This window comes from Bacillota bacterium, from assembly GCA_040755295.1.
Classification (GTDB): Bacteria; Bacillota; Desulfotomaculia; order Desulfotomaculales; family Ammonificaceae; genus SURF-55.
In genome coordinates, this window is the sequence record JBFMBK010000004.1 from 177,475 (window position 1) to 203,199 (window position 25,725).

Annotated in this window: 26 protein-coding genes; 24 read left to right on the forward strand and 2 right to left on the reverse strand. The window is 54.1% G+C overall.

Going from position 1 to position 25,725, the window contains the following annotated elements; translation table 11 throughout:
• Positions 1 to 11: 11 nt before the first annotated feature.
• A complete protein-coding gene (locus tag AB1500_05050; protein MEW6182532.1) occupies positions 12 to 932 on the reverse strand; it encodes an MBL fold metallo-hydrolase in 921 nt (306 codons plus the stop codon).
• Positions 933 to 1,124: 192 nt separating this feature from the next.
• On the opposite strand from AB1500_05050, the gene AB1500_05055 reads away from it, so the two are divergent.
• From AB1500_05055 to cas6, 23 genes are all read left to right on the forward strand, one after another.
• Entirely contained in the window at positions 1,125 to 1,493 is a 369-nt protein-coding gene (locus tag AB1500_05055) for a hypothetical protein (GenBank protein MEW6182533.1), read from the forward strand.
• 161 nt (positions 1,494 to 1,654) lie between these two features.
• The gene (locus tag AB1500_05060; protein MEW6182534.1) at positions 1,655 to 3,325 is read left to right on the forward strand and encodes a penicillin-binding transpeptidase domain-containing protein; all 1,671 of its coding nucleotides are present in this window, start codon (positions 1,655 to 1,657) and stop codon (positions 3,323 to 3,325) included.
• A 393-nt stretch (positions 3,326 to 3,718) separates the two neighbouring features.
• A complete protein-coding gene (gene trxA / locus AB1500_05065) occupies positions 3,719 to 4,048 on the forward strand; it encodes a thioredoxin (protein ID MEW6182535.1) in 330 nt (109 codons plus the stop codon).
• Positions 4,049 to 4,441: 393 nt separating this feature from the next.
• Positions 4,442 to 4,909, forward strand: coding sequence for a ribosome maturation factor RimP (gene rimP, locus AB1500_05070; protein MEW6182536.1), 468 nt, complete (start codon positions 4,442 to 4,444; stop codon positions 4,907 to 4,909).
• A 21-nt stretch (positions 4,910 to 4,930) separates the two neighbouring features.
• A complete protein-coding gene (nusA, locus tag AB1500_05075; protein MEW6182537.1) occupies positions 4,931 to 6,061 on the forward strand; it encodes a transcription termination factor NusA in 1,131 nt (376 codons plus the stop codon).
• A 184-nt stretch (positions 6,062 to 6,245) separates the two neighbouring features.
• Positions 6,246 to 6,539 (forward strand): YlxR family protein, encoded by a 294-nt coding sequence (locus AB1500_05080; protein MEW6182538.1) that lies wholly within the window; start codon positions 6,246 to 6,248, stop codon positions 6,537 to 6,539.
• Positions 6,512 to 6,823, forward strand: a complete 312-nt coding sequence (locus AB1500_05085) for a ribosomal L7Ae/L30e/S12e/Gadd45 family protein (GenBank protein MEW6182539.1) — start codon at positions 6,512 to 6,514, stop codon at positions 6,821 to 6,823. Before AB1500_05080 ends, AB1500_05085 begins: the two co-directional genes overlap by 28 nt.
• A gap of 285 nt (positions 6,824 to 7,108) precedes the next feature.
• On the forward strand, positions 7,109 to 10,090 hold the full coding sequence (infB, locus tag AB1500_05090; GenBank protein MEW6182540.1) for a translation initiation factor IF-2: 2,982 nt from the start codon (positions 7,109 to 7,111) through the stop codon (positions 10,088 to 10,090).
• Between the two features lie 39 nt (positions 10,091 to 10,129).
• Positions 10,130 to 10,492 (forward strand): 30S ribosome-binding factor RbfA, encoded by a 363-nt coding sequence (rbfA, locus tag AB1500_05095; GenBank protein MEW6182541.1) that lies wholly within the window; start codon positions 10,130 to 10,132, stop codon positions 10,490 to 10,492.
• Entirely contained in the window at positions 10,479 to 11,483 is a 1,005-nt protein-coding gene (locus AB1500_05100; protein MEW6182542.1) for a bifunctional oligoribonuclease/PAP phosphatase NrnA, read from the forward strand. The genes rbfA and AB1500_05100 overlap by 14 nt, the downstream gene beginning before the upstream one ends.
• Before the next feature lie 3 nt (positions 11,484 to 11,486).
• Positions 11,487 to 12,416, forward strand: a complete 930-nt coding sequence (gene truB, locus AB1500_05105; protein ID MEW6182543.1) for a tRNA pseudouridine(55) synthase TruB — start codon at positions 11,487 to 11,489, stop codon at positions 12,414 to 12,416.
• Between the two features lie 211 nt (positions 12,417 to 12,627).
• A complete protein-coding gene (locus AB1500_05110) occupies positions 12,628 to 13,560 on the forward strand; it encodes a bifunctional riboflavin kinase/FAD synthetase (protein ID MEW6182544.1) in 933 nt (310 codons plus the stop codon).
• A gap of 159 nt (positions 13,561 to 13,719) precedes the next feature.
• Positions 13,720 to 13,941 (forward strand): hypothetical protein, encoded by a 222-nt coding sequence (locus AB1500_05115; GenBank protein ID MEW6182545.1) that lies wholly within the window; start codon positions 13,720 to 13,722, stop codon positions 13,939 to 13,941.
• Between the two features lie 56 nt (positions 13,942 to 13,997).
• Positions 13,998 to 14,219, forward strand: a complete 222-nt coding sequence (locus AB1500_05120) for a hypothetical protein (GenBank protein ID MEW6182546.1) — start codon at positions 13,998 to 14,000, stop codon at positions 14,217 to 14,219.
• Between the two features lie 41 nt (positions 14,220 to 14,260).
• Positions 14,261 to 14,557: a 30S ribosomal protein S15 gene (rpsO, locus tag AB1500_05125; GenBank protein ID MEW6182547.1), complete on the forward strand. Its 297-nt coding sequence runs from the start codon at positions 14,261 to 14,263 to the stop codon at positions 14,555 to 14,557.
• A gap of 41 nt (positions 14,558 to 14,598) precedes the next feature.
• Positions 14,599 to 16,806, forward strand: a complete 2,208-nt coding sequence (locus AB1500_05130; GenBank protein MEW6182548.1) for a polyribonucleotide nucleotidyltransferase — start codon at positions 14,599 to 14,601, stop codon at positions 16,804 to 16,806.
• A 229-nt stretch (positions 16,807 to 17,035) separates the two neighbouring features.
• The gene (locus AB1500_05135) at positions 17,036 to 17,755 is read left to right on the forward strand and encodes a polysaccharide deacetylase family protein (protein MEW6182549.1); all 720 of its coding nucleotides are present in this window, start codon (positions 17,036 to 17,038) and stop codon (positions 17,753 to 17,755) included.
• 54 nt (positions 17,756 to 17,809) lie between these two features.
• A complete protein-coding gene (locus AB1500_05140; protein MEW6182550.1) occupies positions 17,810 to 18,553 on the forward strand; it encodes an N-acetylmuramoyl-L-alanine amidase in 744 nt (247 codons plus the stop codon).
• Between the two features lie 63 nt (positions 18,554 to 18,616).
• Positions 18,617 to 19,879 carry a pitrilysin family protein gene (locus AB1500_05145; GenBank protein MEW6182551.1) on the forward strand — a complete coding sequence of 421 codons (1,263 nt, stop codon included), beginning with the start codon at positions 18,617 to 18,619 and terminating at the stop codon, positions 19,877 to 19,879.
• Entirely contained in the window at positions 19,879 to 20,334 is a 456-nt protein-coding gene (dut, locus tag AB1500_05150) for a dUTP diphosphatase (protein MEW6182552.1), read from the forward strand. The genes AB1500_05145 and dut overlap by 1 nt, the downstream gene beginning before the upstream one ends.
• Before the next feature lie 282 nt (positions 20,335 to 20,616).
• The gene (locus tag AB1500_05155; GenBank protein ID MEW6182553.1) at positions 20,617 to 20,952 is read left to right on the forward strand and encodes a hypothetical protein; all 336 of its coding nucleotides are present in this window, start codon (positions 20,617 to 20,619) and stop codon (positions 20,950 to 20,952) included.
• Positions 20,953 to 21,259: 307 nt separating this feature from the next.
• A complete protein-coding gene (locus AB1500_05160) occupies positions 21,260 to 21,520 on the forward strand; it encodes a YlmC/YmxH family sporulation protein (protein ID MEW6182554.1) in 261 nt (86 codons plus the stop codon).
• 189 nt (positions 21,521 to 21,709) lie between these two features.
• A complete protein-coding gene (gene cas6 / locus AB1500_05165) occupies positions 21,710 to 22,696 on the forward strand; it encodes a CRISPR system precrRNA processing endoribonuclease RAMP protein Cas6 (GenBank protein MEW6182555.1) in 987 nt (328 codons plus the stop codon).
• Between the two features lie 3 nt (positions 22,697 to 22,699).
• Here the strand turns inward: cas6 and AB1500_05170 are convergent, their stop codons facing one another.
• On the reverse strand, positions 22,700 to 23,353 hold the full coding sequence (locus AB1500_05170; protein ID MEW6182556.1) for a nucleotidyl transferase AbiEii/AbiGii toxin family protein: 654 nt from the start codon (positions 23,351 to 23,353) through the stop codon (positions 22,700 to 22,702).
• 1,312 nt (positions 23,354 to 24,665) lie between these two features.
• On the opposite strand from AB1500_05170, the gene AB1500_05175 reads away from it, so the two are divergent.
• Positions 24,666 to 25,676 carry a WYL domain-containing protein gene (locus AB1500_05175; GenBank protein ID MEW6182557.1) on the forward strand — a complete coding sequence of 337 codons (1,011 nt, stop codon included), beginning with the start codon at positions 24,666 to 24,668 and terminating at the stop codon, positions 25,674 to 25,676.
• Positions 25,677 to 25,725: the final 49 nt, after the last annotated feature.

The following is a 25,725-nucleotide window of genomic DNA, read 5'->3' on the forward strand; positions in this document are numbered from 1 at the left end:
GCAGCGGTCTCTCAGGCTTTCAGTGTAACCGCGAGCACATCCCCGTCGCGGATGATCAGTTTCTTCTTAATCAGTTCGTCCATCACGTCATCGTAAACGGCTTTATACCGCCCTTCGAAGTAAAGATCTGCTACCTCCGGGAACCAGTGCGTCTTCTCCAGATAAGCGAAAAACTCTTTTTCGGGAAACCCCGATTTCGCCAACAGGGTGTAAAGGATTATTTTTTTTATTTGGTCACGTCCCAGGCGTTGCGGGTTGCTGAGGAAAGACTCAAGCCGTTTCCGGCAGCGGCGGATCGCACCCTGGGGATCGTCGATCCGGGGGCCGTGGCCCGGGTATATCGTTGAAATCTTCAGGGCGGCGACCTTTTCCAATGATTCCTGCTGCAGAAAAGGACTGATTCCACCTTCGATACGGGTGGTCAGAACGCCGAAATCGCCATCCCATACCACGTCGGCGGCGATCAGGAACCTTTGTTCCGGTGAATACAGGGATATCTGTCCGGCGGCGTGTCCGGGCGTGTGAAGGACTACAAGCTCGACCTCGTCCAGTCTGATAACGTCTCCGTCCTTAAAACTCCGGTCCACCGGGAAGAAGTCGGCCTCCTGGTCGTAGTAGCGCCACCAGGTACACCAGTCATTCTTCGTTTCAATAAAATACCGGTCTAAAGGGTGCATTCCTATCTCGCATCCGGACAACTCCCGGATGACGCGGTTCCCGCCTATATGGTCGCAGTGGCTGTGGGTGGAGATAATCAATTCGACGTTCTCGGGTTTAAGTCCGCACTCTTCTATCAGATGCCGGGTCAGGTCAAGGTCTTTCTTATACCCGGTATCGATCAGGGCTTTCATTCTACCGTTGAAGACGAAGTGATTGCCGTTAAGCCAGCCCCGTTCGACGAAGAAGAAATCCTTTGTTATTCTTTCAATCACTGTGAACCCTCCGTAGAAAATAGATCCACCCAATTATATCAAAGCCGTTAACCTGGTGAATATTCGATGAATAATCGATAAATGTGGCCGGGGAATATTATATTTGTGGATTGTCCGCCGATAATCCTTATAGAAGCATTTTTTAGGACGGTTTCAGCCTCCGGGAAAACTTTGAAAGGGAGGTGGCCGATTATGTTCGAATCCGAGCCGTTTATGCGCCAGTTTGTGGACCAGTTGTTCCTGATAGTCCAGGGAAGCATCCACAACTTTGTCAGTGTAACGGACACGCTTTCCGGAGAAGAGAAGGTGGCGGCGTGGAAGGAGTACAACCAGTCTTTTGAAGAGCGGGTTCTTGCCGAAGTCCTGGCGACGCTCGAGAAGAACAACTGCAGCGTCACGGAGGTTTGTCACGCGGCGCTTAAACTCCTTGACGTCGGTGCGAGAATGTTTGCGGCGGTACAGGCCGGAACCGAGGCGGATCAGTCGGGTAAAGGGCTGGTCGTCCCCCTCGAGTTAGGAAGGGAATTGAAAAGACGGGGCTCCTGCAAAAGGCGGGCCTAAGGATCGAAAGACATTTTAAGCTCCCCTGCATGGGGGGTTTACATAAAGAAAGCCCTGTGCTGTACAGATACAGGGCTTTCTGTTATTACGGGAATAATCCCGGGCCGTACAGGTAAAGCTTTTCCTTATAATGACATTATAACACGTGATCGGGAGAGGAAATGCATCGATCAAGGCGGCGTTTAATAGGGGTTCTGTCCGCAACAATTATCATATTTATCGCGCTGTTGCTCAGGCTGGCGTTGATTCAGGTGGTACACGGCCCGGCTTTCGGGTTTTCAGCCTTCAAGCAACAGGCGGAGGTAACAGCGCTTGAGGAATACCGGCGGGGAGGCATCCTCGACAGAAACGGCGTCTCTTTAACGGGTCAATACCGGGCCAAAGAGGTTGCGTTATTCCCCGTCTTGATTGATAACAAGGAGGTTGCAGCGGAACGGCTTTCAGGCATCCTTCATGTGCCTTCGGCGGAAATTAAGGAGAAGATGCAAGGCGCACCGTGCCTTCTTCTTTATCCTTTAAACGAGGAACAGGCAGAAGCCGTGGACTCCGCGGGATGGCCGGGGATTGAGGTGGTGCCGGTGGAATGCCGTTACGGACCGGATTCTCTTGCCGAGCATGTGGTAGGCAGTCTCGGGAAAATCGATTCGGTCTCCCGGTGGCGCAGGCTTAATGAGGGGCGGAAACCTTACGCACTGGAAGATTCCGTCGGAAAAACCGGCTGCGAATATTTTTATGAACATATCTTGAAAGGAACGGTACCGCTCGCCGCGGCGGGGATATACCACGACGCGCGCGGGGAGGTTCTTAAAGGCCTGGGGATAGAGATCCGGGAGCAAACGGACAACGAGCGCGCCGACCTGCTCCTTACCATCGACGCGGAGGTACAAAGGACCGTTGAGGAAGTGATGGACAGGCGGGTACCGCGGGGAGCGGTGGTGGTTCTGGAAGCGGGAGGCGGGGACATACTCGCGGCGGCAAGCCGTCCGGCGTATAGTACCGGGAATGGCGGCGCCGCGGGAAAACCCGCGGGGGAAGAGAGCTTTCTAAATCGTGCGTTTACACCTTTTCCGCCTGGGTCGGTATTTAAACTGGTGGTCGGCGCTGCGGCGCTCGAAACGGGGTTGATTAAAACCCAAACAAGGTTTCCCTGTACGGGTTCGGACCGGTTTGTCAACTGCTGGAATCCCGCCGGCCACGGTGAGATTACGTTCGATCAGGCCTTTGCTTACTCCTGTAACCCCTCCTTTGCCCGTATCGGCCTGGCGCTGGGGAAAGAGCGTTTGATCGAGTACTGCCGTTTATTTGCTCTCGAGGACAGAAGCGCGCTGGGTTATCCCCTGAGCCGCGATCCGAGGCAGGATCTCAGCCGTTTCCTGAAACCGCATAACCTGGTTAACCTCAGTGTAGGCCAGGGGCCTATCCTTATGACTCCGGTCCAGGTCGCGTCGGTCCTGAACACGGTAATCAACGACGGGATATTTGTCAGACCCCGCCTGGCAAAAGCTCTCCGCTGGCCGCAGGGCGGCGAAGAACTGCCGCGCGATGCCGGTAAAAGGGTTTTGTCGGCAGACACCGCTCTCAGGCTGCGGCAAGCCATGGTGCTCGCCACCACGGCGGGGACCGGCCGGCGGGGGTATCTCGATGACTGGGGGAGTGCCGGGAAGACCGGGACGGCAGAGGTTTCCGGCAACGGTGCGTGCGCCTGGTTTGCGGGTTATGCGCCGCTTGCCCGCCCGCGTTATGTGATTGTCGTGATGGTGGAAGGAGACGGGAGCGGCGGATCGGACGCCGCACCGGTATTTAAGGAAATCGCCGAAAAGCTTCTGTCCTGACTTAAGAGCAAAGGGTATGACTAGGCGCGCCGGAGGAATTCTTTTAAAATAACGCTTCACCTTTTAAATAGAAGCGTTTAAAATAAAATGGGTATGCCTATTTGTGGAAAGAACGGTTGTTGCTTATCATTGTTTGCATGATGTTTGAATAAACTTATGAATGCCCGGATTGATTGCTGTTCAGGAACCGGGTTTTCTGACTGAACACGGCGAGACGCAGACAGGGTATTTGTCTTCAATCGCCGCGCTGGACTAAGGGTACCTGAATAGATGCCTTGAATTGTTGCAGTAGCATCGGGCTTATACTATACTATGGGTTAAGTCGGTAAATGCGTTAAGACGCAGAGGTTGGTCTTGATGGCTTTTTATTAAACCGCAAGGGGTTGAAGTACGATGGTGTTGGAAGTAAACGAGGGAAATTTTGAACAAGAGGTTTTGAGCAGCGACTTACCGGTGATGGTGGATTTCTGGGCGGCCTGGTGCGGCCCGTGCCGGAGCATGGCCCCGGTCGTCGAACAGGTGGCGGACGAATTCAACGGGCAGATTAAGGTCGCCAAGCTTAACGTTGATGATAACAAGGACATTACGCAGCGTTACGGTATTAAAGGCATCCCGACGCTGCTTTTCTTCCAGAAGGGCAAAGTAGTAGCGCAAGAGGTGGGATACTCACCCAAGGATTCCGTTATCAAGAAATTGAAATACCTTCTCGGGGACAGCCAATGAGCTTGGTTGCCGGACGATGAAACGCGTTTAACATAACCTGCGGCGGGAGTAGAAAGGGCGCAAACGGCCCCCGCGGCGAAGCGGGAAGATTCCAGGCCGGGTCGAGTTGCATGCGCGAATGGTTATGTGATATACTACTTCCGATGTGTGTTTTGAGCGTGCGAGGTTTTGGCAAAGAGTGGGGGTTCCCACTCTTTCGTCTTAATAAAGAATTTGTTCAGCAGGTGTAGCAGTGCGTTAACGTAAGGTACATCTAAAATGTAAACAAAGACCCGTAAGCTTGTTACTTTGAAGCAGTAGCGTAACAAAGACGGAGCGCAACGAGAAGTAATGCGGTCTGACGCAGCAATGCGTTGCTTATCGTTGCGCCTTACGAAAGAACGATAGGGAGTTATGTCAGTGGGAAACGGCATTGTTGGAATGGTAGAAGAGATTGCAGCGCCGTTGGTTGAGGAGCTCGGGTTGGAGCTCGTTGATGTACAGTTCCGTAAGGAGGAGGGCCGGTGGTTCCTCCGTGTTTTTATAGATAATCCCGGGGGAGAGGTGGGACTCGGTGACTGCGAGACTGTGTCCGTACCTCTCGGGCGTTTGTTGGACGAACGGAACGTCATCCCCCAGGCATATTTTCTGGAGGTATCGACTCCCGGAGTAGAGCGGGTTTTGAAAAAGCCGTCGGACTTCCGTCGTTTTACCGATCGGGAGGTTTTGGTGGTAACCCACAAACCCCTGCAGGGGCGGCGCAAGTTTACCGGGAAAATTATTTCCTCTGGTGAAGACGCGGTACGGCTTATGATTGAGGGAACAACCATCGAGATCCCTTTCGCGGACATTTCCAGAGCAAATCTTATATTTAAAATGTGATTCGAGGGGAGGTGTAAAGTATTGAATACAGAGTTTCTGCGAGCGCTTCGCGATTTGGAGAAAGAGAAAGGCATTTCGATCGAATTGCTTCTTTCAGCCATTGAAGCCGCGCTCCTTTCAGCCTACAAGCGAAATTTTGGTTCGTCACAAAACGCCAGGGTGAATATAGATCGCACAACCGGGGAATGCCAGGTTTTTGCGCAACGCCTGGTTGTGGAGGATGTTACTGATCCACGGGCGGAGGTTTCACCTGACGAAGCGAAGGAAATAGATGTTCGTTATATGCCTGGAGATATCGTCGAACAAGAAGTCACCCCGCGGGATTTTGGCCGTATTGCCGCGCAGACCGCTAAGCAGGTGGTGGTGCAGAGGATTCGCGAAGCCGAGCGGAATATGATTTATGAAGCCTTCGCCAACCGCGAAGGAGACATTTTAACCGGCACAATTCAGAGGGTTGAACAGCGTCACGTCTATATCGAACTCGGTAAAACCGAGGCCATACTCCCGCCGGTGGAGCAGATGCCCGGCGAGAGATACAGGCAGGGCGACCGGATCCGGGCATACATACTGGAGGTCCGAAAAACAACCAAAGGGCCGCAGATCATTGTTTCGCGTACCCACCCGGGTTTCTTGCGTCGGCTTTTTGAACTTGAGGTGCCGGAACTTCAGGAGGGAATCCTCGAGTTGAAGGCGGTGGCGCGTGAGGCAGGTGTGCGCTCCAAAGTGGCGGTATGTTCAAACGATACGAATGTCGACCCTGTAGGTGCCTGCGTGGGGCCGAAAGGTATCAGGGTACAGGCGGTTGTCAACGAGTTGCGGAATGAAAAAATTGACATAATTCGCTGGGACCCTGATCCTTCAAGGTTTGTGGCTGAGGCGTTAAGCCCGGCGAAGGCTGTCGCCGCTGAGATCTGGGAGGAAGAAAAGATCGCGCGGGTGATCGTTCCCGATAATCAGTTGTCACTCGCAATCGGCAGGGAGGGGCAAAACGCCCGGCTTGCAGCCAAGATTACCGGGTGGAAAATCGACATCAAGAGCGAATCGCAGATGGAAGAGATTTACGCTCAGGAATATGCCTCCATGTACGAGAATGATGAAGAAATATACGCAAGTGATGCTGCCGAATCCGAATTCGCAAAGGGACCGGTATAGACGGAACTTGAAACGCCGGGATTTCTATCCGGCTTATTTAATATAAGGCCCGGCTTCATTGAAGACCGTGAGAACATGGACTGTAGAGGCAAGCCGGAGGTACGGAAGCGTATAATGAGGTTTTGGAACCGGGCTGAGTTTTAACAAGGTCTCCCAAGGTAGGGTTAAGGGAGGTATATGCGTTTTGCCGCGACCACGGAAGATTCCGCAGCGTCTTTGTGTCGGCTGCCGTGAGATGAAGCCGAAACGTGAACTGATACGTATAGTACGTACACCGGAAGAACGAATCGCTGTTGATCCGACCGGGAAAATGCCTGGTCGCGGAGTATATATATGCCCGTCAGAGCGCTGTTTAAAAGAAGCAATAAAGGGAAAAAGGATAGGGCGTGCTCTCGAACGGGCTTTACCGGAAGAAACTGTAAAGGCAATCCGGGAGGAGTTGATACGCCAGTGTCCAAAGACGTCAGACAGTATTTAGGGCTCGGCCAGCGAGCCGGCCAGGTTGTCTCCGGCGATTTCGTTGTAAGAGCGAAGGTGCGAAAAAGGGAAGCCCGTCTGGTAATCGTAGCCACCGACGCCGCCGCCCACACCTTTAAGGACTTTCAACGGTTCAGCCGCGGGACGGAAATCAAGGTCATCTGCTTTGGGATGAAAGCCGAATTGGGTGCGGCCCTCGGCCGCCCGCCGCGAGCTGTGGTTGCGATACTCGATGACCATCTTGCGGCAAGGATTTTGGACGTAATTGCGAGCGGTAAGGCATAGAAGAGTGTTGCAAAACAAATGCCTCCGGCATCGTACATCAGACTTCTGAAATGGACAGACCCGTTTTGCGGCAGTCTCCCAGGAGAGGGCTGTAAAACGGATCACCGGCAGTCTGCAACGGCCTCCCGGCAGTAGATTTGAGGAGTCTCATTCGTAAGGAAGGGATGAGCTTCTCTCTTATCGTATGTTTTTGGGAGGAACCATAAAACGATAAAAGTAATGCCGCCCGTCGGACGGGCGATGGTCTTAATGGGTCCTGTTCCCGGTAAGTATGGAGGTGTTTGAATGGTGAAGAAGAGGGTGCACGAAATTGCCAAAGAATTAAAAATAGAAAGCAAGGATCTTATTAAGAAGCTTGTTGACCTTGGAATAAAGGTTAAATGTAATTTTTCGACGTTAGATGACGAGGAGGTAATCAAGGTAAGGGAAGCTCTTTCTGCGGAAATACCCAAAACTACAAAAAAAAGCGCCGGGACAAAAGCCGCGGCCACGGAAACAGCGCCGGCGGACGGCGGTGCTCGGAAAGCGGAAGTTTCGGCCGAGGTGAACAGTCCGGCTGCGGCGTTAAAGCCGGAAACTAAGGAGAATCAGCCCGGGGCGGAAGATAAGGCCGAACCGAAGACGGTGAAACCGGAGAGGACGCAGTCGTTGTCCAAATTCGGGCCGGGGCTGGTGGATAAGGTTCCCCAACGGCCGCCGGACCGCCGTTTTGCGGAGCGGCCGCTTGCGTTTGAAAAGAAGGCAAGCCGGGGTATTTTCTCCGGGATTACCGCCCCGGCGCCTCAACAGGAGGCGAAGGTCACCCCTGAAGAAAGACCTGACCTGATCGCTTCAGCCGATCATGAGGCTGCTCCTTTCCCCGAAGAGACACGGGACTTAAAAGAGACCGCCGTGAAGCCTATTCCTAAGGAGTCAACCGAACCGGGTAATCAGCCCCAAGCGCCTTCTCCGCCAAAGGCTAAAGCGCCTGACCCCAGGTTTGAATCCAGAGGCGGCCAGGGTAAACCATCTGCGCCACGGCCTTGGGAAGGGCGGAGACCGGATAGCCGGGTTCCGACGCAGGGACATGGAGCAATCAGCGGGCAAAGACCGGCTCAGGGTCCCGGACGCAGGCCGTCGCCAGGAACAGGAGCAAGACCTGCTCCCGGTACGGGAGGAAGGCCTGCTCCCGGAGGAAGACCGAATCATGCGGGACCTAGACAACCTTCGTTCGGGCATTCAGCGCCTCGCCCCGACGGGCGGCATACCGGCTACGGCGAGCGGAAGGCCCCGTATCCGGCCTCCGACACACGTCCGCCCAAACTTGCGCCGATTCCGCCACCGCCGCAAACCGATAAAAACAAGTCGTCGCAAAAGCAGGAACAGCGGCCGAAAACCGATAAGAAGGTCAAGGATAAAACGGCCGACCGTCTTGTGCCGCTGCGGGAAGAGGAAGGGGAAAAGCTGCGGGGCAAGCTCTTGAAACGGCGCGGTAAGGCGGAGTCGCAACCGGTCCTGGTTAGACCGGCGGAGAGAAAGCCGGTCCAGATTGGAGAGACTATTACCGTCAAGGATCTGGCGGAAAAGATGCAGCGTAAAGCCGCCGACCTTATTAAGAAATTAATGGCGCTGGGAATGTTCGTGACAATTAACCAGGAGATCGATTCCGATACGGCGGTCATCCTTGCCCAGGAGTTCGGATACCAGGTTGAGGTAAAGCCGGAATTCGACATAGAGTCGCTGCTGGTGGAGGAACCGGAAAACGATCCGGAGAAATGCAAACCCCGTTCACCGATAGTCACAGTGATGGGTCATGTCGATCACGGTAAAACCTCGCTCCTGGACTCCATTCGGAAAACGCACGTAACAGCGACCGAAGCCGGAGGAATAACCCAGCATATCGGCGCTTACCAGGTGGAGAAGAATAGCAGGAAGATAACGTTTATCGACACCCCCGGCCACGAAGCGTTTACCGCGATGCGCGCCCGCGGGGCAAACGTTACCGACGTTGTTGTTCTGGTGGTTGCGGCGGACGACGGAGTGATGCCGCAAACCGTTGAAGCGATCAATCACGCACGCGCAGCGGGGGTACCGATTGTCGTCGCGCTTAACAAGATGGACAAAGAGAACGCAAAACCCGACCGGGTTAAGAAGGAACTGGCCGATCAGGGCCTTGTTCCCGAGGAATGGGCGGGCGATACGGTTTGTGTTCCTGTTTCGGCGCTTAAGAACCAGGGAATTGAAGACCTTTTGGAAATGATATTGCTGGTGTCGGATGTTCTGGAACTCAAAGCCAACCCTGATTGTCCGGCCAGAGGGACCATCGTTGAATCGAAACTTGATAAGGGACGCGGCCCGGTTGCCACGGTCCTGGTTCAAAACGGCACGCTTAAGGTCGGCGACACCCTTGTTACCGGAGGCCATTTTGCCCGTGTCCGGGCCATGATCGACGATAAGAGCAAAAGAGTGAACCATATCGGACCCTCCACACCTGTCGAGGTACTCGGGTTTTCCGAGGTGCCCGAGGCAGGGGAACCCTTTGTGGTGATTGACGAACACCTTGCCCGGCAGATAGTCCAGAAAAGAATCGCTAAGAAGCGGGAAGACGAAGCCAAAGCGCGCGCGAAAATGGCCCTTGAAGATGTGTACGCCCGTATTAAGGAAGGTCAGATCAAGGAACTGCCGTTAATAGTGAAGGCGGACGTTCAGGGCTCGGCGGAGGCGCTGAGTAAAGCTTTGGAACGTCTAGGTACGGAAGAGGTCCGGGTCAACCTTATTCACACCGGCGTCGGGGCGATTACCGAAACCGACATCATGCTCGCGTCGGCTGCCGGAGCGATAATAATCGGTTTCAACGTAAGGCCGGATGTTAACGCCCGCAAGGCGCAGGAACGTGAAAAGATAGACACCCGGCTATACCAGGTGATCTACGAAGCGATAAATGACGTAAAAGCGGCGCTCTCCGGGCTCCTCGAGCCGGATTACCGGGAGGTCATCCTCGGGCGCGCCGAGGTGCGCAAGGTTTTTCATGCCTCAAAGGTAGGAACGATCGCCGGTTGTTATGTCACCGAGGGTAAAGTGAGCCGGGATGCAGGCGTCAGGGTTGTACGCGGCGGTGTGGTGGTTCACACCGGTAAGATAGACTCGCTTAAACGCTTCAAGGACGATGTGCGGGATGTGGCTCAGGGGTTCGAGTGCGGGCTGATGGTCGAAAACTTCAATGACCTCGAAGAAGGGGACGAACTGGAGTTCTACACTGTGGAGGCCGTTAAGCGGCACCTGGAGTAAACCCAAACGCATTTCGGGGCTTGGATTGGAGGTAATATTATGACTCATCGCGTGGCGCGGTTGGCCGAGGCAATAAAAGAAGAGATGGCGGAAATCATAAGGACCGAGTTAAAGGACCCGCGGCTTGGGTTCGCCACCGTGACCCGGGTGGAGGTGTCCAACGACTTCCGGTACGCCAAGGTCCTTGTCAGCGTTTACGGGTCTCCCGAAGACGGGGAGGCTACGCTGTCCGTTCTGGAAAGGGCGATGGGTTTTATCCGCAGCCTCCTGGGGCGCCGTCTCCGGCTCCGCTACGCCCCGGAAATTAGTTTTAAGCTTGACCCGTCGATGGGTTTCGGAGCCAGTGTTACACGTATACTTAATGAATTAAAAAAAGAAGGAACGCAGGATGAACAGCCTTAGCGACATAGCCGGTGTGCTTAAGGCGGCCAAGCGTCTTGTCTTCACCGGACACGTGATGCCGGACGGGGACTGCATAGGTTCGATGCTGGCCCTGGGTCTGGTGATGGAACGGGAAGACAAAGAAGTAGTCTTTGTTTCCCCGGGGCCGCTTCCGTCGATTTATCGCTTTTTACCCGGCGTGGAACGCATTAAGGTCAGCCCTTCGCTCCCGGAAATGACCGGGGACGGTCCCGGACTGGTGGTCATAGTCGACACTTCGGTTCCTGCAAGACTGGGCGATTTTCTTCCCGTTATCGAAGAATTGCAGCACTCGGGTTATCGGACGGTCCTTCTGGACCACCATATTTCCGCGCTTCCGTATGCGGATGTGAATTATATCGATCCGGACGCTTCGGCGGTGGGCGAGATTGTGTTCGACTTGATAAAAATGCTGGGACACGAAATCGACAAAACGATCGCGACGTGTCTGTATGTGACCGTCGCTACGGATACCGGGGGGTTCCGTTATGAGACAACCACTCCTCAAACCCACCGGAAAGTGGCGGACTTGATCGAAGCCGGAATCGATGTAAGGGCGATCAGCCTGCAGATTTTTGAGGAAAAGCCTTTAAAAAGCTTTAAAGTCTTGAGCACTGTTTTGAACACCCTGGAATTGAGTCCCTGCGGCCGGATCGGGTGGTTTACGCTCAATCTGGCTACGGCGAATCACCTGGAGGTTGAGGACGAGCATATCGACGGCGTTGTTAATTACGCCCGCCAGGTCAGGGGAGTCGAAATAGCGCTCTTGTTCCGCGAGGTTGAAGGGGGATATGTTAAGGTCAGTTTTCGCTCGAAGAACTATGTTGATGTGAGTAAGCTTGCCGGTGAATTCGGCGGCGGCGGTCACCCGCGGGCTGCCGGGGCACTGGTTAAGGGCAATATAGACAAGATAAAGAAAGCGGTCCTGGACGCCGGTATGATGTTTCTTGAGCAAGCCGGGACGGGGAATTAGAATTTGGAAGGCGTCCTTAACGTCCTCAAGCCGCCGGGGATGACCTCGCATGATGTCGTCAACCGGGTGCGGAGACTTACCGGCGTTAAGAGGGTGGGACATACCGGTACGCTCGACCCGACGGCCGCCGGGGTTCTGGTAATCTTGCTCGGCAGGGCGACCCGGGCGGCGCAGTTTATGGCCGACCATGACAAGGAATACCGGGCCGAGGCTGTATTCGGCGTTGAAACCGATACCCAGGACGCCGCCGGGAAGGTGGTGGCGGTGGGAGATGCCTCCGGTTTAAGCGCGGAAGATGTACTGCGGGTTTTACCCTGTTTTCGGGGCGCCATCGAACAGGCGCCACCGATGGTCTCGGCGGTTCACCACCGGGGGAAGAGACTGTACGAACTGGCGAGAGCCGGGGAAACGGTGGAGGTTCCCCCGCGCAGGGTTGAGGTTTATACCCTGGATCTGATAAAGGGTGATTGGGGGAGCAAACGTCCCAGGGCTCTTTTCCATGTATCCTGCTCTAAGGGAACCTACGTGCGGACGATTATCACCGCTGTCGGACGAGCGCTGGGTTGCAGGGCGTACCTGAGTTTCCTGCTGCGGACCCGTGTCGGGGGGATTACTATAGGGACGGCGCAGACCCTCGAAGAACTCGAGTCGGCAAATGCAGCCGCGGGATTGAGCGGTGTGATAATTCCGGTTAATGAAGCCCTCGGGCGAATCCCTGCGGTAACAATTAAGTCTTCGGCCGTTAAAGCGGTACAGAGCGGCAGCCGCCTGTATCCCGCCGGGATGGAGGGCGAAACGGAACGGTTCGCGGCCGGTACGGCGGTCCGCCTGGTTTATGAAGAAGAGCTTGTGGCTGTCGCCCGGGTGGAATGTTTGGATGATGGGCGGACAGCGTATAAGCCTGTTTGGGTGTATTCGGTGTCGGCAGAGTAATACTTGTTATAAGTTTGAAATGAACATGGGGCGACCCGTAAGCTGGTTACTTAGAACGCGGCGAGGAGCGAACAGTACAAGGAAGGTGTAGACGGACAGGCCGGAGCGTATACGGAAATACGTGAGGACCTGGCCGGCGAGCCTGACGCAGCAATGCGTTGCTTATCGTCGCGCTCCACGAAAGAACACTTATCTTCGGGGAGGTTCGACGTTGGATATCCTAACCGAATATCATGGTCTTGCGCGAGTATATAAGAACATTTGCGTCGGACTTGGAAATTTCGACGGAGTACATCTTGGCCACCAGCGGCTGATCAACCGGCTGGTTTCACACGCCCGCCGTAATGCGGGAACAGCCGTGGTCTTTACATTTGAACCCCATCCCGCCATGGTTTTAAACCCGGCAGCCGCACCCCCGCTCTTGCTGGCGCCGGAATATAAACAGCGTTTGATCAGCGGCCTGGGCGTCGATGTTTTATTAGCCGTTCGTTTTACGAAGGAGTTTGCGCAACTTACACCGGAAGCGTTTATCCGGGATGTCCTTCGTGCCGAGCTGGGAGCCAGGGCTGTTTTCGTGGGCTACAACTACACCTTTGGGCACCGGGGAGCGGGGACGCCGGAGACCTTGCGCACCTTCGCCGAGGAAAACGATTACAAACTTGAGGTTATTCCTCCGGTGATGCTGGAAGGAAAGCCGGTATCCTCAACGCTTATTAGGAATTTGTTGAACGAAGGAAAAGTGGAAGAAGCGCGCCGCTATTTAGGGTATTACCCGGTGTATAAAGGGAAGGTGGTTACCGGAGAGAGCCGTGGTTCCAAAATGGGCTTCCCGACCGCCAACCTGGAGGTCGAAGAGAGGATACTTGTACCGGCTAACGGTGTCTATGCGGTGAAGCTGCTGATTGACGGGGAAAGGTTCCTTGGTGTCGCCAACATCGGCGTGTGCCCGACCTTCACAGGCGGCGCTGTGCGGAAAAGGCGGATAGAGGTCTTTGTTTTTGATTTTCACGGTGATCTTTACGAGAAAGACCTCGAGGTCTTGTTCACCAGGCGGCTCCGGGAGGAACGGCGTTTTGGGTCGGCCGCGGAGCTTGTGGAACAGATCAGGCTTGACGTTGCCGCCGCCAGGGCGCTTGCTGAATGAGACCAAACTGGTTTTTTTATTATAAAGACACAGGGTAATTTGGCATAATGCTTTTAAGGGGTGAAGTGTTAGGTGACGGCTGAATAGTTACATGATTTACAGGGTGCCCTGTTTGTGCTAAAATTGCACTTGAACGCTTCAAAGGTAAGGGGAACTGCCGTGTCCTATGCGAGTATAACCCCCAACGCGGTTGACCTGAGGATCTGGCTTGACCAGATTGCGTTGATCTGCTTGAGCAAGGAGTTCCAAAAGCTGAAGAACGAACTGGAGTCCTTCTACGGGGAAGTAAACGTACCTCAGGCGGACGTTACGGCGTTTGCGGATGCGTTGTACACGTTTCTGACCGAATATGAAGAGGCGGCGCTAACGAGTTCGTCCTGAGGAGTGGTAATCATTTAACCCATGCGCGGAGTGTTTGAATAGTAAGAGGAGTATATATGCGGGTTATTATTACGGAGCACGCTGTCAAGCGGCTTCGTGAGCCGCGCCAGCAGGAAATTACGACAAGTGACATCACTGCTGCCGCGGAATCGATTCCTGGAACAATTGTTACAGCTACGCGTTTTCGTGGGTTTGTGGCCCGGCTCGGCAGGATGTTCGATATCGTAGCAAAGGACATCCCCGAAGGGCGTCTCGTAATTACGGTTATCGGTAAATGAACCGTGAGCGTGGTAGGACGAGTAAACGTTGTACTATGCTCATGGCAATTAGGGAGGAGGTGAAGGCGGTGGCGCTGACGGTGGAGAAAAAACAATCGATCATAGAATCTTACAGAGTGCATGAGAATGATACCGGCTCTCCCGAAGTGCAGATTGCCATCCTGACCGAAAGAATCAACCTGTTGAGTGAGCATCTGAAAGCACATAAAAAGGATTTTCACTCACGGCGGGGTCTTTTAAAACTGGTCGGGCAGAGGCGGGCACTATTAAACTACTTGCGGGACTATGATTTCGAACGGTACCAGCGGTTGATCGAAAGACTAGGTCTGAGAAAATAGCGGGGTGACCCCCCATTTTTTTTAGGAGGCTGTAATCCTTAATGCCACAAAGCAATATTATAACCAAAGAGATGGTGATCGGCGGGCGAAGGTTTAGTCTTGAAACCGGCCGCGTTGCCAAGCAGGCGTCCGGCGCCGTTATCGCGAGATACGGCGATACGATGGTCCTTGCCACGGCGACCCTGGCCGCCAACGCGCGGGAAGGGATAGACTTTTTCCCGCTGCTTGTCGATTACGAGGAACGACACTACGCTGTCGGTAAGATACCGGGTGGTTTCCTGCGGCGTGAGGGAAGGCCCGGCGAAAAAGCCGTCCTTTCGGCAAGAATCATCGACCGTTCCATCCGCCCGCTGTTTCCGGGAAAGATGCGCCGTGATGTACATGTGGTGACGACGGTCCTTTCCGTGGACCAGGATTGTTCCCCGGGAATCACGGCGATGATCGGCGCTTCGGCGGCGCTCGCGCTTTCCGAAATACCGTTTGACGGGCCGATCGGCGGCGTGATCGTGGGAATGGTCGACGGCGAGTTCGTCATCAACCCCACAGTGGACCAGGAAGACCAGAACCGGCTTAACGTGATAGTCGCCGGTACGCGTGAGGCCATTATGATGGTGGAGTGCGGCGCGAAAGAGGCGTCCGAAGACACCGTCGTTAGAGCGATAGAGCTGGGACATCGGACCATACGGGAGATTGTTGATTTCATCAGCGCTTTTCGCGAGGAAGCCGTGAATCACGGTCTTGCGGCCGCCAAGATCGAGTTTTCCTTCCCGGAGGCGGCTCCGGAAGTGGTGGACGAAATCACCGGGTCCATTCAATCGGCCCTCGGGGCGGTCGTGGGACGGTGTGCCGGTGAACGGTTGGATAAAAAGACCAGGGAGCAGCTCCTCGATGATGCCAAGGAAGAATTGGTCGCCGGGTTCCTTGAGAAGTATACGGAAGCCGAGGCGGGAATCCGGCATGTTGTGGAAAGGGTCGAGAAGGATGTCGTCCGTGAGTTTATCCGGAATGAAAAGATACGGATCGACGGGCGGGGCCTGAAAGAAATCAGAACGCTTTCAACGGAGGTCGGGATCCTTCCGAGAACCCACGGTTCCGGGCTCTTTTCGCGGGGGCAGACCCAGGTGATGTCGGTAGTGACGCTGGGTCCCGTCGGTGATGAGCAGATTCTGGACGGGCTCGGGCTCGAGGAAACGAAGCGCTTTATGCACCACTATAACTTTCCGCCGTTCAGCACGGGAGAGGTCCGTCCGATGCGTTCGCCCGGAAGGCGCGAGATAGGGCACGGCGCGCTGGTCGAACGGGCGCTGGAAGCCGTGATTCCGCCTGAAGACGTTTTTCCCTACACCATCAGGATAGTATCCGAGGTGCTGGAATCCAACGGCTCCAGTTCAATGGGCAGTGTTTGCGGCAGCACCCTGGCGCTGATGGATGCCGGAGTGCCGGTTAAAGAACCGGTGGCCGGGATCGCCATGGGTTTGATAAAAGATGGTGACAACGTGGACATTCTCACCGATATCCAGGGCTTTGAGGACCATCTGGGCGATATGGACTTCAAGGTAGCCGGTACGGCTCAGGGCATCACAGCCCTTCAGATGGATATAAAGATACCGGGCGTTACATCCGGGATTTTGGAGACCGCGCTGGCGCAGGCGCGTGAGGCACGGCTCTTCATTTTAGATCAGATAACGGGGACCATTCCGGAACCGCGTCCGGAGCTGTCACCTTATGCTCCGCGGGTCCTGCACACGGTCATTGATCCGGAGAAGATCCGGGACGTGATCGGCCCCGGAGGGAAAATAATCCGGAAAATCATCGAGATCACCGGAGCGGAAATTGATGTTGAAGACGACGGACGGGTTTTTGTAACGGCGCCGACCCAGGACACCGGGCTTCAAGCCATGGATATCATCAAAACGCTTACGGCGGAGGTTACCACGGGCCAGATTTATCTGGGGCGGGTCACGCGGGTTACCGATTTCGGCTGTTTTGTGGAGATAGTCCCGGGTGTTCTCGGACTGCCGGGCAAGGAGGGTCTGGTCCACATCTCGCAGCTTGCGCCGCAGCGGGTGGAGAAGGTGACTGACGTCGTAAAAGAAGGCGAACAGATTTCCGTTAAGGTAATCGGTTACGATAACCAGGGCAGGATCAAGCTGTCCAAGAAAGAGGCGATGCACCCGTCGGAACATCATGACAACAAGAGACCTGACAGACGGCCCCACCACCGGATGAGGATCGGCTCTAACAAATAAACGCGACGGCGAAGTGAGAGGTTGGAAGTGAGAGAGGGGTGGGAGTTGGTTTGTAAATCCCGTGTAAAGTCCGACCTCTTGCCTATCACCTCCCAGATATTACAGGCGGTTCTGCAACAGTTTCTTTTGAAAAGAGCCGCTATAAACCTCCTTCTAAGTGCATAAGCATTAACAAGAAGAATAGATCCCCTTAACGGGGATTTCGCCTTTTTGTAAGGAGGTTGTCCTTGTGCCCTGTATTATCATCCGTTTTAAAAAGATCGCCCGTTATTTGTTAATTGTTTTGCTGGGGATAGGCATTCCTTCGACCATTGGTTATTTGATAACCCTTCAGGAAAGAGCGGTATCGACAACGGCGCCGGCGCCGTTTTACCAGGGCCCCGGCGAAAAACGCCGCATTGCGCTTACCGTAAACGTTTACTGGGGAGAGGAATACCTGCCGAAGATGCTGCAGCGCCTCCGGGAGAATAAGGTCAAGGCCACCTTTTTCCTGGGGGGACAGTGGGTTGAAAAGTTTCCCGACCTTTCCAGGGACATAGCGAGGGATTTTGAGATCGGCAGCCACGGATACACCCACCCCCACCCGGACCAGCTGTCCCTGGCCGATAATCTCACCGAAATCACGCGATCGGAAACGGCTATCCGGCGAGCTACCGGAAGGAAGCCGCACCTTTTCGCGCCGCCTTACGGCGAGTCCGGTCCTGCGGTTCTCGATGCCGCCTATCAGGCTGACTACCGGGTGATTCTCTGGAGCATCGATCCGGTGGACTGGCGGAATCCCCCGGCGGCAGCGATCAGCGGCAAGATAATAAGCAAGGCGCACAACGGCGCTATTGTCCTGCTGCACCCCACAGCACCCACCGTCGAGGCGCTGCCGGCCATTATCAGCGAACTCACCGGACGCGGCTTCGAGTTTTCAACCGTATCCGAACTTCTGGCGGGATCCTGAACCCGGCATGCCGGCCGATTATATTTCTGCGTTTAACCCGGATCAGGCATGCTGATGCCGGCGCTGAAAAAAAGCACCGTTCTGTTTGCTGTTTTAGTCATACTAACGGTTATGGCGGGAATCATCGCCTGGCGCGTGAGGTTTTTTGAAACCGCCGGCCTGTTCCCCACTGCCGTCGCCGGGCGTACTATAGTCGTGGACCCCGGGCATGGCGGGGTCGACCCGGGGGCTCACTACCGCGGCGAGATCCTTGAAAAGGAGCTTGTTTTAAGCATCGCCGAGGAAGTCCGGCGTTATTTGACAAGCGCCGGCGCAGAGGTGATTATGACCAGGACGAGCGACCGGGACCTTGCCCCTCCGGACATCACTTCACTTGCGGCGCGAAAACGCCGGGATCTGAAGGCCCGGGTGAGTCTGGCGAACCGGGCGAAGGCGGACCTTTATTTGAGTATTCACATCAACAGTTCGCGCGACCCTAATAAAACCGGGGTTTATGTTTTTTACTCGCCGAAACCGGGAAGCAAGCAATTGGCGGAGCGTATTGAACAAGAAGCGTGGCGTTACTTGGGCAAGCAGCGGTCGCCGCTTCCCGGCACGTTCTACATACTCCGGGAAACGGAGATGCCGGCCGTTCTGGTCGAAGCAGGTTTCATCTCCAATCCTCAGGAGAAAAGGCTGTTGTGCGATAAGAGGTATCAGGAAAAAGTGGCCTGGGTTGTTTTCCGCGGTGTAGTGAGTTATTTTGAGCAGCCTTATCCCGGAGTCTTCAAGGGAAATGATATTCAACAAAAGTTATAAATAGAGGATTAGCACTGTTTCTGTAGAAAAGTCTCTTGTACAGCGACGGAAAAGGTGGTAGCAATGATAAAAATAGAAGAATTGCCAAACGGCGTGACGATTTTAACCGAAGAGATACCCCACGTTCGTTCAATAGCGATTGGTATTTGGATTGATGCCGGTTCACGGTATGAGGAGCCCGAACAAAACGGCATTACCCATTTTATCGAGCACGCCCTTTTCAAAGGGACAACCACCCGTTCGGCGAAAAAAATCACTGAAGAACTGGATGATGTCGGCGGTCAGCTTAACGCCTTCACCGGTAAAGAGGTTACCTGTTTTTACGCCAAGGTGCTGGATGAACACTTTGACCTTGCCGTCGACGTTTTAACCGACATGCTTTTCAACTCCTGTTTTAATCCTGAAGACCTGGAACGGGAAAAGAACGTTATCGTGGAAGAGATCAAGATGTACGAAGACACGCCCGACGAGTTGGTTCATGACGTTTTCAGCGGGACGTTGTGGCAGGGACACCCCCTGGGACGCCCGGTAATCGGGACCGAAGAAGTGGTACGCGGTCTTTCGCGTGAGAAGCTGCTTGGTTATTACGGGCGTCATTATCTCCACGGACGAATGGTGGTTTCGGTTGCCGGCAATATCGGTCATGAAAAGGCGGTAGCCGTTCTCAAGCCGGCTTTCAGTAAGGCGGGCGGAAACAGCGGGATGCGGCAACTCACACGGCCGGAGCCGAAAGCGGAAATCTGTCAGTGCAACCGCGACACGAAACAGGTACACATCTGTATCGGCACCCCGGGGGTTGCCCTCGGCGATGACCTGGTTTACGTCTTTCAGGTTCTCAGCACCATCCTCGGGGGGGGTATGAGTTCGCGGTTGTTCCAGCGGATAAGGGAAGAACGGGGACTGGTTTACTCGGTTTACTCTTACCACGCTTCGTATTATGACACGGGTTTGTTCTGCATTTACGCCGGCCTTGCCGCGCCGAACGTGGCCGAGGCGCTGGGGATGATCGCGAAGGAGGTTGTGTCGTTCCGCAATCACGAGATTACCGGCGAGGAACTGCTCCGGGCCAAAAATCAGCTGAAGGGGAGTTTTCTGCTCAGCCTGGAAAGCGTAACCACCCGGATGACCCGTATGGGGAAATCCCAGCTTTACCTGGGCAAGGTGGTTTCGCCCGAGGATATTGAAGCCCGGATCGAAGCGGTTTCCCTGGATGATGTTCACGGCCTCGCGAGCAAGGTTTTCAAGCCGGATAACTTCACATTCGCTTCCATCGGCCCCTGGGAGGACGCCGATGTATGGAATAACGCCCTGTCGAGGTTGTGCTGATGTTTGAAACCGGGATAGTGGAGGTCTTTATTCAGAAGCTTCCCGGCGCGGAAGACCTTCCACTGCCGGCGTATGCCACTCAAGATGCGTCGGGGGCCGACCTGCACGCCGCTGTTGACAAGGATGTGACGCTCCCGCCCGGCGAACGCTGCATAATTTCCACCGGCATTATGATCGCGCTGCCGAAGGGGTATGAAGCGCAGGTAAGACCCCGCAGCGGACTGGCGCTCAAGCACGGCGTCACGCTCCTCAATACCCCGGGCACGATAGATGCCGACTACCGCGGTGAGATCAGGGTAATCATGATAAATCTCGGGAAGGAACCCTTCGTGGTCAGGCGCGGCGACCGTATTGCGCAGCTTGTTGTCCAGCGAACGTTGAAGATAAGCTGGTCGCAGGCACGCGCCCTGGATGCCACTTACCGGGGTGAGGGCGGCTTCGGACACACCGGTTGAATCAGGGACAGTAGTAGTCAGTAGTCAGAATATAGAAGGTAGAATATAGAATGTAGAATAATGTAGGACTCGGAAACTTGTATTTCTCTTCTGTTCGGGTCCCCGACTCGTGACCCGTGACCCGCGACTTTTTTCCCCGGACTGAGGACTGAGGACTGAGGACCGAGGACCGAGGACCGAGGACTTGACTCGCAACTCGTAACCCGCAACTCGTAACTCGCAACTCTTCATATGGAATAATCCGGACTTCCGGTTCATAAGCATAGACCGGAGGTGGACAACATGCTCGTTACGCTTCTGTTCTTTTTCGGATTGCTTCTCTTTGTCGGTCTTTCAGTCAGGGAAAGGGCGCGCCAACAGTTGCTCAGGGCGACAAGAAGCGATATACGTCCTTCCCCCCTGTCCAACGCCCTTGCCTATGTAGTTGGTGTGGCGGGCGGAATTTACCTTTCATTATCCCTTCTGATCGATTTTCTCGGTGCGGACATACCGAACCGCATTACCGTCTGGAAGTTGGAGATGGAGCCTGTTGCCGTATTAGCCATAGGCCTGGCGCTCCTTCAGCCCTTTCTAACCCGTGTTTTGGATTACTTTCGCCGGGGCCGGCTTGAGCTTTAAAACAATACGGCGATGTACTACAGGGTAAATAGGCGCGGATCCACGCAAAATGACAAGAAAATAAACGAAATAAAAAGGGAATTGAACCACGGATTAACACAGATTATCACAGATAGGAATGATACAAATAAATCATAATCCGTGTCTATCTGTGTCCATCCGTGGTTAATGGTTCCGGCTTGTCCGGGTTAGGGTCTTTTAGTGTTATCGGGTAAGACAAGTCGGTTGGCTGCGTGCCGGCTGTCAAAACACAGCCGTTTCGGGACAGATAATAATAGTGTTTTAATCTGCAGGCTGGGGGCAGGACATGCGGTTGGGTGAGCTGGTAGGGAAGGAAATAGTCAATCTTTATGACGGGGCGCGCCTCGGCGTGGTCGGAGAGTCGGATATGGTCATTGACGGGGAATCCGGCCTGGTTCAAAGCATTATTCTACCACGCCGGATGAATGTCTTAACCATGTGGATGGACCGGCAGCACCTGGTGATACCGTGGGATTCGATTAAAAAGGTCGGGACTGAGGTAATCGTAATAGAACTCGACCACACCAGTCCGTCCGTCCGGCTCTAGAAAAAGCCGGTTTTCGATAAAACCGTTTTTACTAAAAGCAGAGTGTTCAAAACCCGCAACAGGTTCCTCAGGCGGGTTTTTTGTTTTGCCGAGGCCGCTGCTCCTGGAAATTTTGGAAATATGGCAGGAAAATAAGACCAAGCTGACGAAAAAGGTCAAGTGTTAATGATATTAAAATAAGGTGACGATTTGCTCGATATTCCATGCCCGCAAAGACTCGTCCTTATTCGTTACGACATTCAACTGAGCGCAGGGCCGCAGGGCCTTTCCCTGCCGCCTTATAAAGGCTCGACCTTTCGCGGCGGTTTCGCCGGGACGTTTCAGCGTCTGGTGTGCAGCACCGGGTCGAGGAAGTGCCGGACCTGTCCGGTTAAGGCGGAATGCCCGTACGCCCTGGTGTTCGAAAGCGAGCCGCCCGAAGGATCGGAAGCCCTGCGTAACTATCAAAGTATCCCCCGACCCTTCATTCTGGAGCCCCCTCTTGAAGACAAAACCGAGTACGTTCCCGGCGAACTCCTGGTTTTCCGGCTGTCTCTTTTCGGCCGTGCAGCAAACCTGCTGCCGTATTTCGTCGTCACCCTTGACGAATTCGCCCGGCGCGGTATCGGGAAGGGACGCCGCCCTTTCGACCTGGACCGGATCACAGCGGTTAATCCGCTTACCGGGGAAAAAGCGGTGATCTATGAGGGAACCGACAGGATAGTGCGCCCGCGCGATTTAAGCGTGACGGCGCGGGACGTATGGCTGTACGCCGCCGGGGAGACAGCCGGCGGCGATATCGGCGCCGCCCGTATCAGGTTTGTTACCCCGGCGCACATCAAATTCGAAGCCCATCCCGTTCGCGTACCCGAGTTCCACACGCTTATCCGCAACCTGCTCCGCCGTATATCCTCAATGTGCTACTTCCATCATGGTTTTGCTTATGAAGCGGACTTTCCGGCCGTAATCGCCGCCGCCGAGGCGGTTTACATCACGGAGGACCATACACGCTGGTTCGATTGGGAGCGCTACTCCTCCCGCCAGGCTCAGAAAGTACCCCTCGGCGGCATTATCGGCGACGCGTCTTATAAGGGGCCGCTTTCGGCCTTCTGGCCGCTGCTGCGCCTCGGTGAACTGCTGCACGTCGGCAAGGGGACCGTTTTCGGCCAGGGAAAGATAGCGGTCGAGAGGTTTTGAGTATTATAATAACGATTCTTCTTTTTTCAGCTCATCCAGGATTAATTTCGACTGTTTTATGAAGTATTTTTGTATCTCCGGCCAGGTTACGGTTCTCTTAAGCATAATGATTTCGTTCCTGGATTTATCAGCGTCTTCAAAATAGGTAAGACTCATTATCAGATGTTTGAAATTGATCTGCAAATGGGAGTACTTTCTTTTATAAAGGTTAAAAATCTCTTTCAGCGGTACTGCTTCATTGGCGATGAAATAAAGGTCGATAAAATCCTTTTTGCTTCCCCGGCTGCCGACTGTATCCAGCTTAATGGGGGCTAAATCTTGTATATCCGCGATATGACAATTTGACAAAATGTGCGTTGGAAAAACGAGACGGGGCGCGTAATAAAGAAAACTTACCTTTACGTTGTCAAGAACGCCGTGGAGCGTGCTTCTCTTCATATCTGTTAGGACAAAGTTTCCTGCAGCATTAAGCTCTTCGCGAAGTATAGAAGCGTCAAAATCATGGTGCGTAAAAAAGTCGAAGTCTTCGGAAATACGATGGCCGAGATGGAGCGCAACGGCGGTGCCTCCGGCGAGATAAAAGCTTTGAAGGCTTGGAATACCGGCTATGCGTCCCAGGACTTCGAGCCCGCCCGGTGCGAGCACGGATGTAAACACTTTAATTCACCTTTTTTCAGGCCAAAATAAGTCATCCAGAAATAACCCGTCTTACGCGAAAGAGAACGGCTGTGTTTTACTACCTCCCTCAGATACCGGTCGGGATAGTTGTTCAACAGCCAGAAAAAGCTTCGGTCATCGCTATGGTCGAGGAGTCTTTCAATAATAAAGTAGTAATCCGCTTCTGTATCTAAAGATTCGAAGTCTACGTCCCAAAAAAACGGTTTGGTGAATTTGGGCAAGGAAGACACGTGCAATTACCTCGTTTTGTTTATAAACTTTCCTTTACTTTTATTATTTTATCACAGCCCGGAAAATGGCACCAACCGAAAAGCGGCTTTATCATCGTTTTTGTTTCAGAACGAAATGCCTTACCTTCCTTCAGATATGGCGCCGCCCGATCAGTTGGTCTACCACGTGACCTGGGAGCCGTCATCTTCAACCGTTTACCTCGAGTCCGGCGATTAGCCGTCAGGCGCGGTTATAGAAAAAAGGAACGCACTGTATTGAGCGGCAAGAAAAAACGATAGCAGCGGGAAAAACAAAACGGTTTACTAAAACGGAAGGGGCATCTTCTAAAGGAAGGTGCTCCTGCTGTTTGGGAGGCGGGAAGTTGGACTATATACATTAGGGCAAAAGCCATTCGCCGTCGTCGTCCCCCATGAGAGCAGTGCTCCGGACCGACGGCGACATCGGCTTGCCTCGGAGCGAAGCACGGCGTACGTATAGAGCCTGACATTACCTTTTCAATGAGGCCGGATTGGGCAATAAACAGCCTATTTCTATGTCTGTCAAATACTTTCCGTGAATTCGGCACGATGTGTGCGCCTGTTCGCTTAGCCGAGTCTTCACCGTGTCGCGTAGACGGCCCTCCGTCAGAGCTCTCATTGTGGGACGAACGCCAGCGGGGTGGGAATTCTCATTACCGGTTATTGTCAATGGAACCGCTCCATGACAGTCAAAAGTGAAGTAAGGTACAGAATTGAACGGTTTTATATATAGCCCATTTAAATGAAGAAATACAAGGGTGCTAGTGAGGAATTGGAATTGTCTCGGATATTTTCGCACTGTTTGCTGTTCCCTGATACATTCGGAAATGGCAGATATGACAGATGCAACCCGCCAGTATTTGGCGGAGTCAACATTTAATATAAAGTGTAGATTCACAACCGGATAATGACCAAAGTGTCCATCCGGCAGCGCCGCGGTCGTTGGTGGCGTGTAATATTCAGGATTCGAAAGGGAAAATTGGTGATGGCGTCGAAAACAGTACCAGGGGATCATTGGTAGTAAGGACCTGGTCGGTGATAGAATGAGAACCAACCCGAAAAAGGGCTTCATCAATCGCTGCCGCTCGGCAATGGGGCGTATTTACCTCATAGACGCCCTGGTGCGCAGCCGGACGTTCCCCAGTGTTTCCAGGCTGGTGGATGAACTGGAGGTCAGCCGGCGCACCGTTGAACGCGAACTGGAATACTTACGCGACCAAATGAACGCTCCCTTGAGGTATGATCGGACGCGGGGCGGCTACTGCTACACGGCGGACTTTAGATTGCCACCATTCAGCCTATCCGAGGGCGAAGTCATCGCCCTGTTTATTGGGAGCAAGATCCTTTCCCAATACCGTGGCACTCCTTACGAAAAATTGATCAAGGGCGCTTTTGACAAGATCTGCCTGGCGCTTCCCGAAACCGTCTCCCTGGACTTCTCCCTAATCGACCAGACCATGTCCTTTGCGGTGGAACGTCCACGGGGAGACGAGCAACACCTGCTCCGAATGCAGGAACTACTGAACCGGGCCCTGCGTGAGCACCGTACCGTCGAGCTGGAATACTACACCGCCAGCCGCGACGCCGATACCTCTCGCCGGGTCGACCCCTACCACCTGCGGCACCACCGGGGAGCCTGGTATGTTGTCGGCTATTGCCATTTCCGGGCCGAGGTACGCATGTTCGCCCTCGACCGTATCACCAACCTCCAGGTGACCAAGGAACGCTTTACGCCCGATCCGAACTTTGACATCCAGACTTATGTGGAGGACAGCCTTGCCCTCGAACGCGGCGGTGAACTGGAAGAAGTCCATATCCGCTTCGATCGATTCCAGGCCCGCTACATCCGTGAGCGCCAGTGGCACTCCAGTCAGGAAATCACCGAACACCCGGACGGAACAATGACCCTTATGCTCCGCGTACGCGGCCTGGGTGAAGTTAAACGCTGGATAATGAGCTTTGGCCACCACGCCGAAGTCCTGGCTCCGGCCTGGCTGCGGGAGGAGGTGGCGGCGGAGGTGGAAATGATGGCCAAGAAGTATGGGATGGATTAAAAGACGTGTTATATCATCTAATATGGGGAAGTTGAGATCATGGACATTA

Bases quoted from the DNA above. Each gene is read 5' to 3' on its own strand.
- rbfA (MEW6182541.1), top strand. From the start codon at position 10,130: ATGACTCATCGCGTGGCGCGGTTGGCCGAGGCAATAAAAGAAGAGATG.
- dut (MEW6182552.1), top strand. From the start codon at position 19,879: ATGTTTGAAACCGGGATAGTGGAGGTCTTTATTCAGAAGCTTCCCGGC.
- AB1500_05145 (MEW6182551.1), top strand. From the start codon at position 18,617: ATGATAAAAATAGAAGAATTGCCAAACGGCGTGACGATTTTAACCGAA.
- infB (MEW6182540.1), top strand. From the start codon at position 7,109: ATGGTGAAGAAGAGGGTGCACGAAATTGCCAAAGAATTAAAAATAGAA.
- AB1500_05100 (MEW6182542.1), top strand. From the start codon at position 10,479: ATGAACAGCCTTAGCGACATAGCCGGTGTGCTTAAGGCGGCCAAGCGT.
- AB1500_05060 (MEW6182534.1), top strand. From the start codon at position 1,655: ATGCATCGATCAAGGCGGCGTTTAATAGGGGTTCTGTCCGCAACAATT.
- AB1500_05155 (MEW6182553.1), top strand. From the start codon at position 20,617: ATGCTCGTTACGCTTCTGTTCTTTTTCGGATTGCTTCTCTTTGTCGGT.
- AB1500_05140 (MEW6182550.1), top strand. From the start codon at position 17,810: ATGCCGGCGCTGAAAAAAAGCACCGTTCTGTTTGCTGTTTTAGTCATA.
- AB1500_05055 (MEW6182533.1), top strand. From the start codon at position 1,125: ATGTTCGAATCCGAGCCGTTTATGCGCCAGTTTGTGGACCAGTTGTTC.
- rimP (MEW6182536.1), top strand. From the start codon at position 4,442: ATGTCAGTGGGAAACGGCATTGTTGGAATGGTAGAAGAGATTGCAGCG.
- AB1500_05130 (MEW6182548.1), top strand. From the start codon at position 14,599: ATGCCACAAAGCAATATTATAACCAAAGAGATGGTGATCGGCGGGCGA.
- rpsO (MEW6182547.1), top strand. From the start codon at position 14,261: ATGGCAATTAGGGAGGAGGTGAAGGCGGTGGCGCTGACGGTGGAGAAA.
- trxA (MEW6182535.1), top strand. From the start codon at position 3,719: ATGGTGTTGGAAGTAAACGAGGGAAATTTTGAACAAGAGGTTTTGAGC.
- AB1500_05175 (MEW6182557.1), top strand. From the start codon at position 24,666: ATGAGAACCAACCCGAAAAAGGGCTTCATCAATCGCTGCCGCTCGGCA.
- AB1500_05160 (MEW6182554.1), top strand. From the start codon at position 21,260: ATGCGGTTGGGTGAGCTGGTAGGGAAGGAAATAGTCAATCTTTATGAC.
- AB1500_05120 (MEW6182546.1), top strand. From the start codon at position 13,998: ATGCGGGTTATTATTACGGAGCACGCTGTCAAGCGGCTTCGTGAGCCG.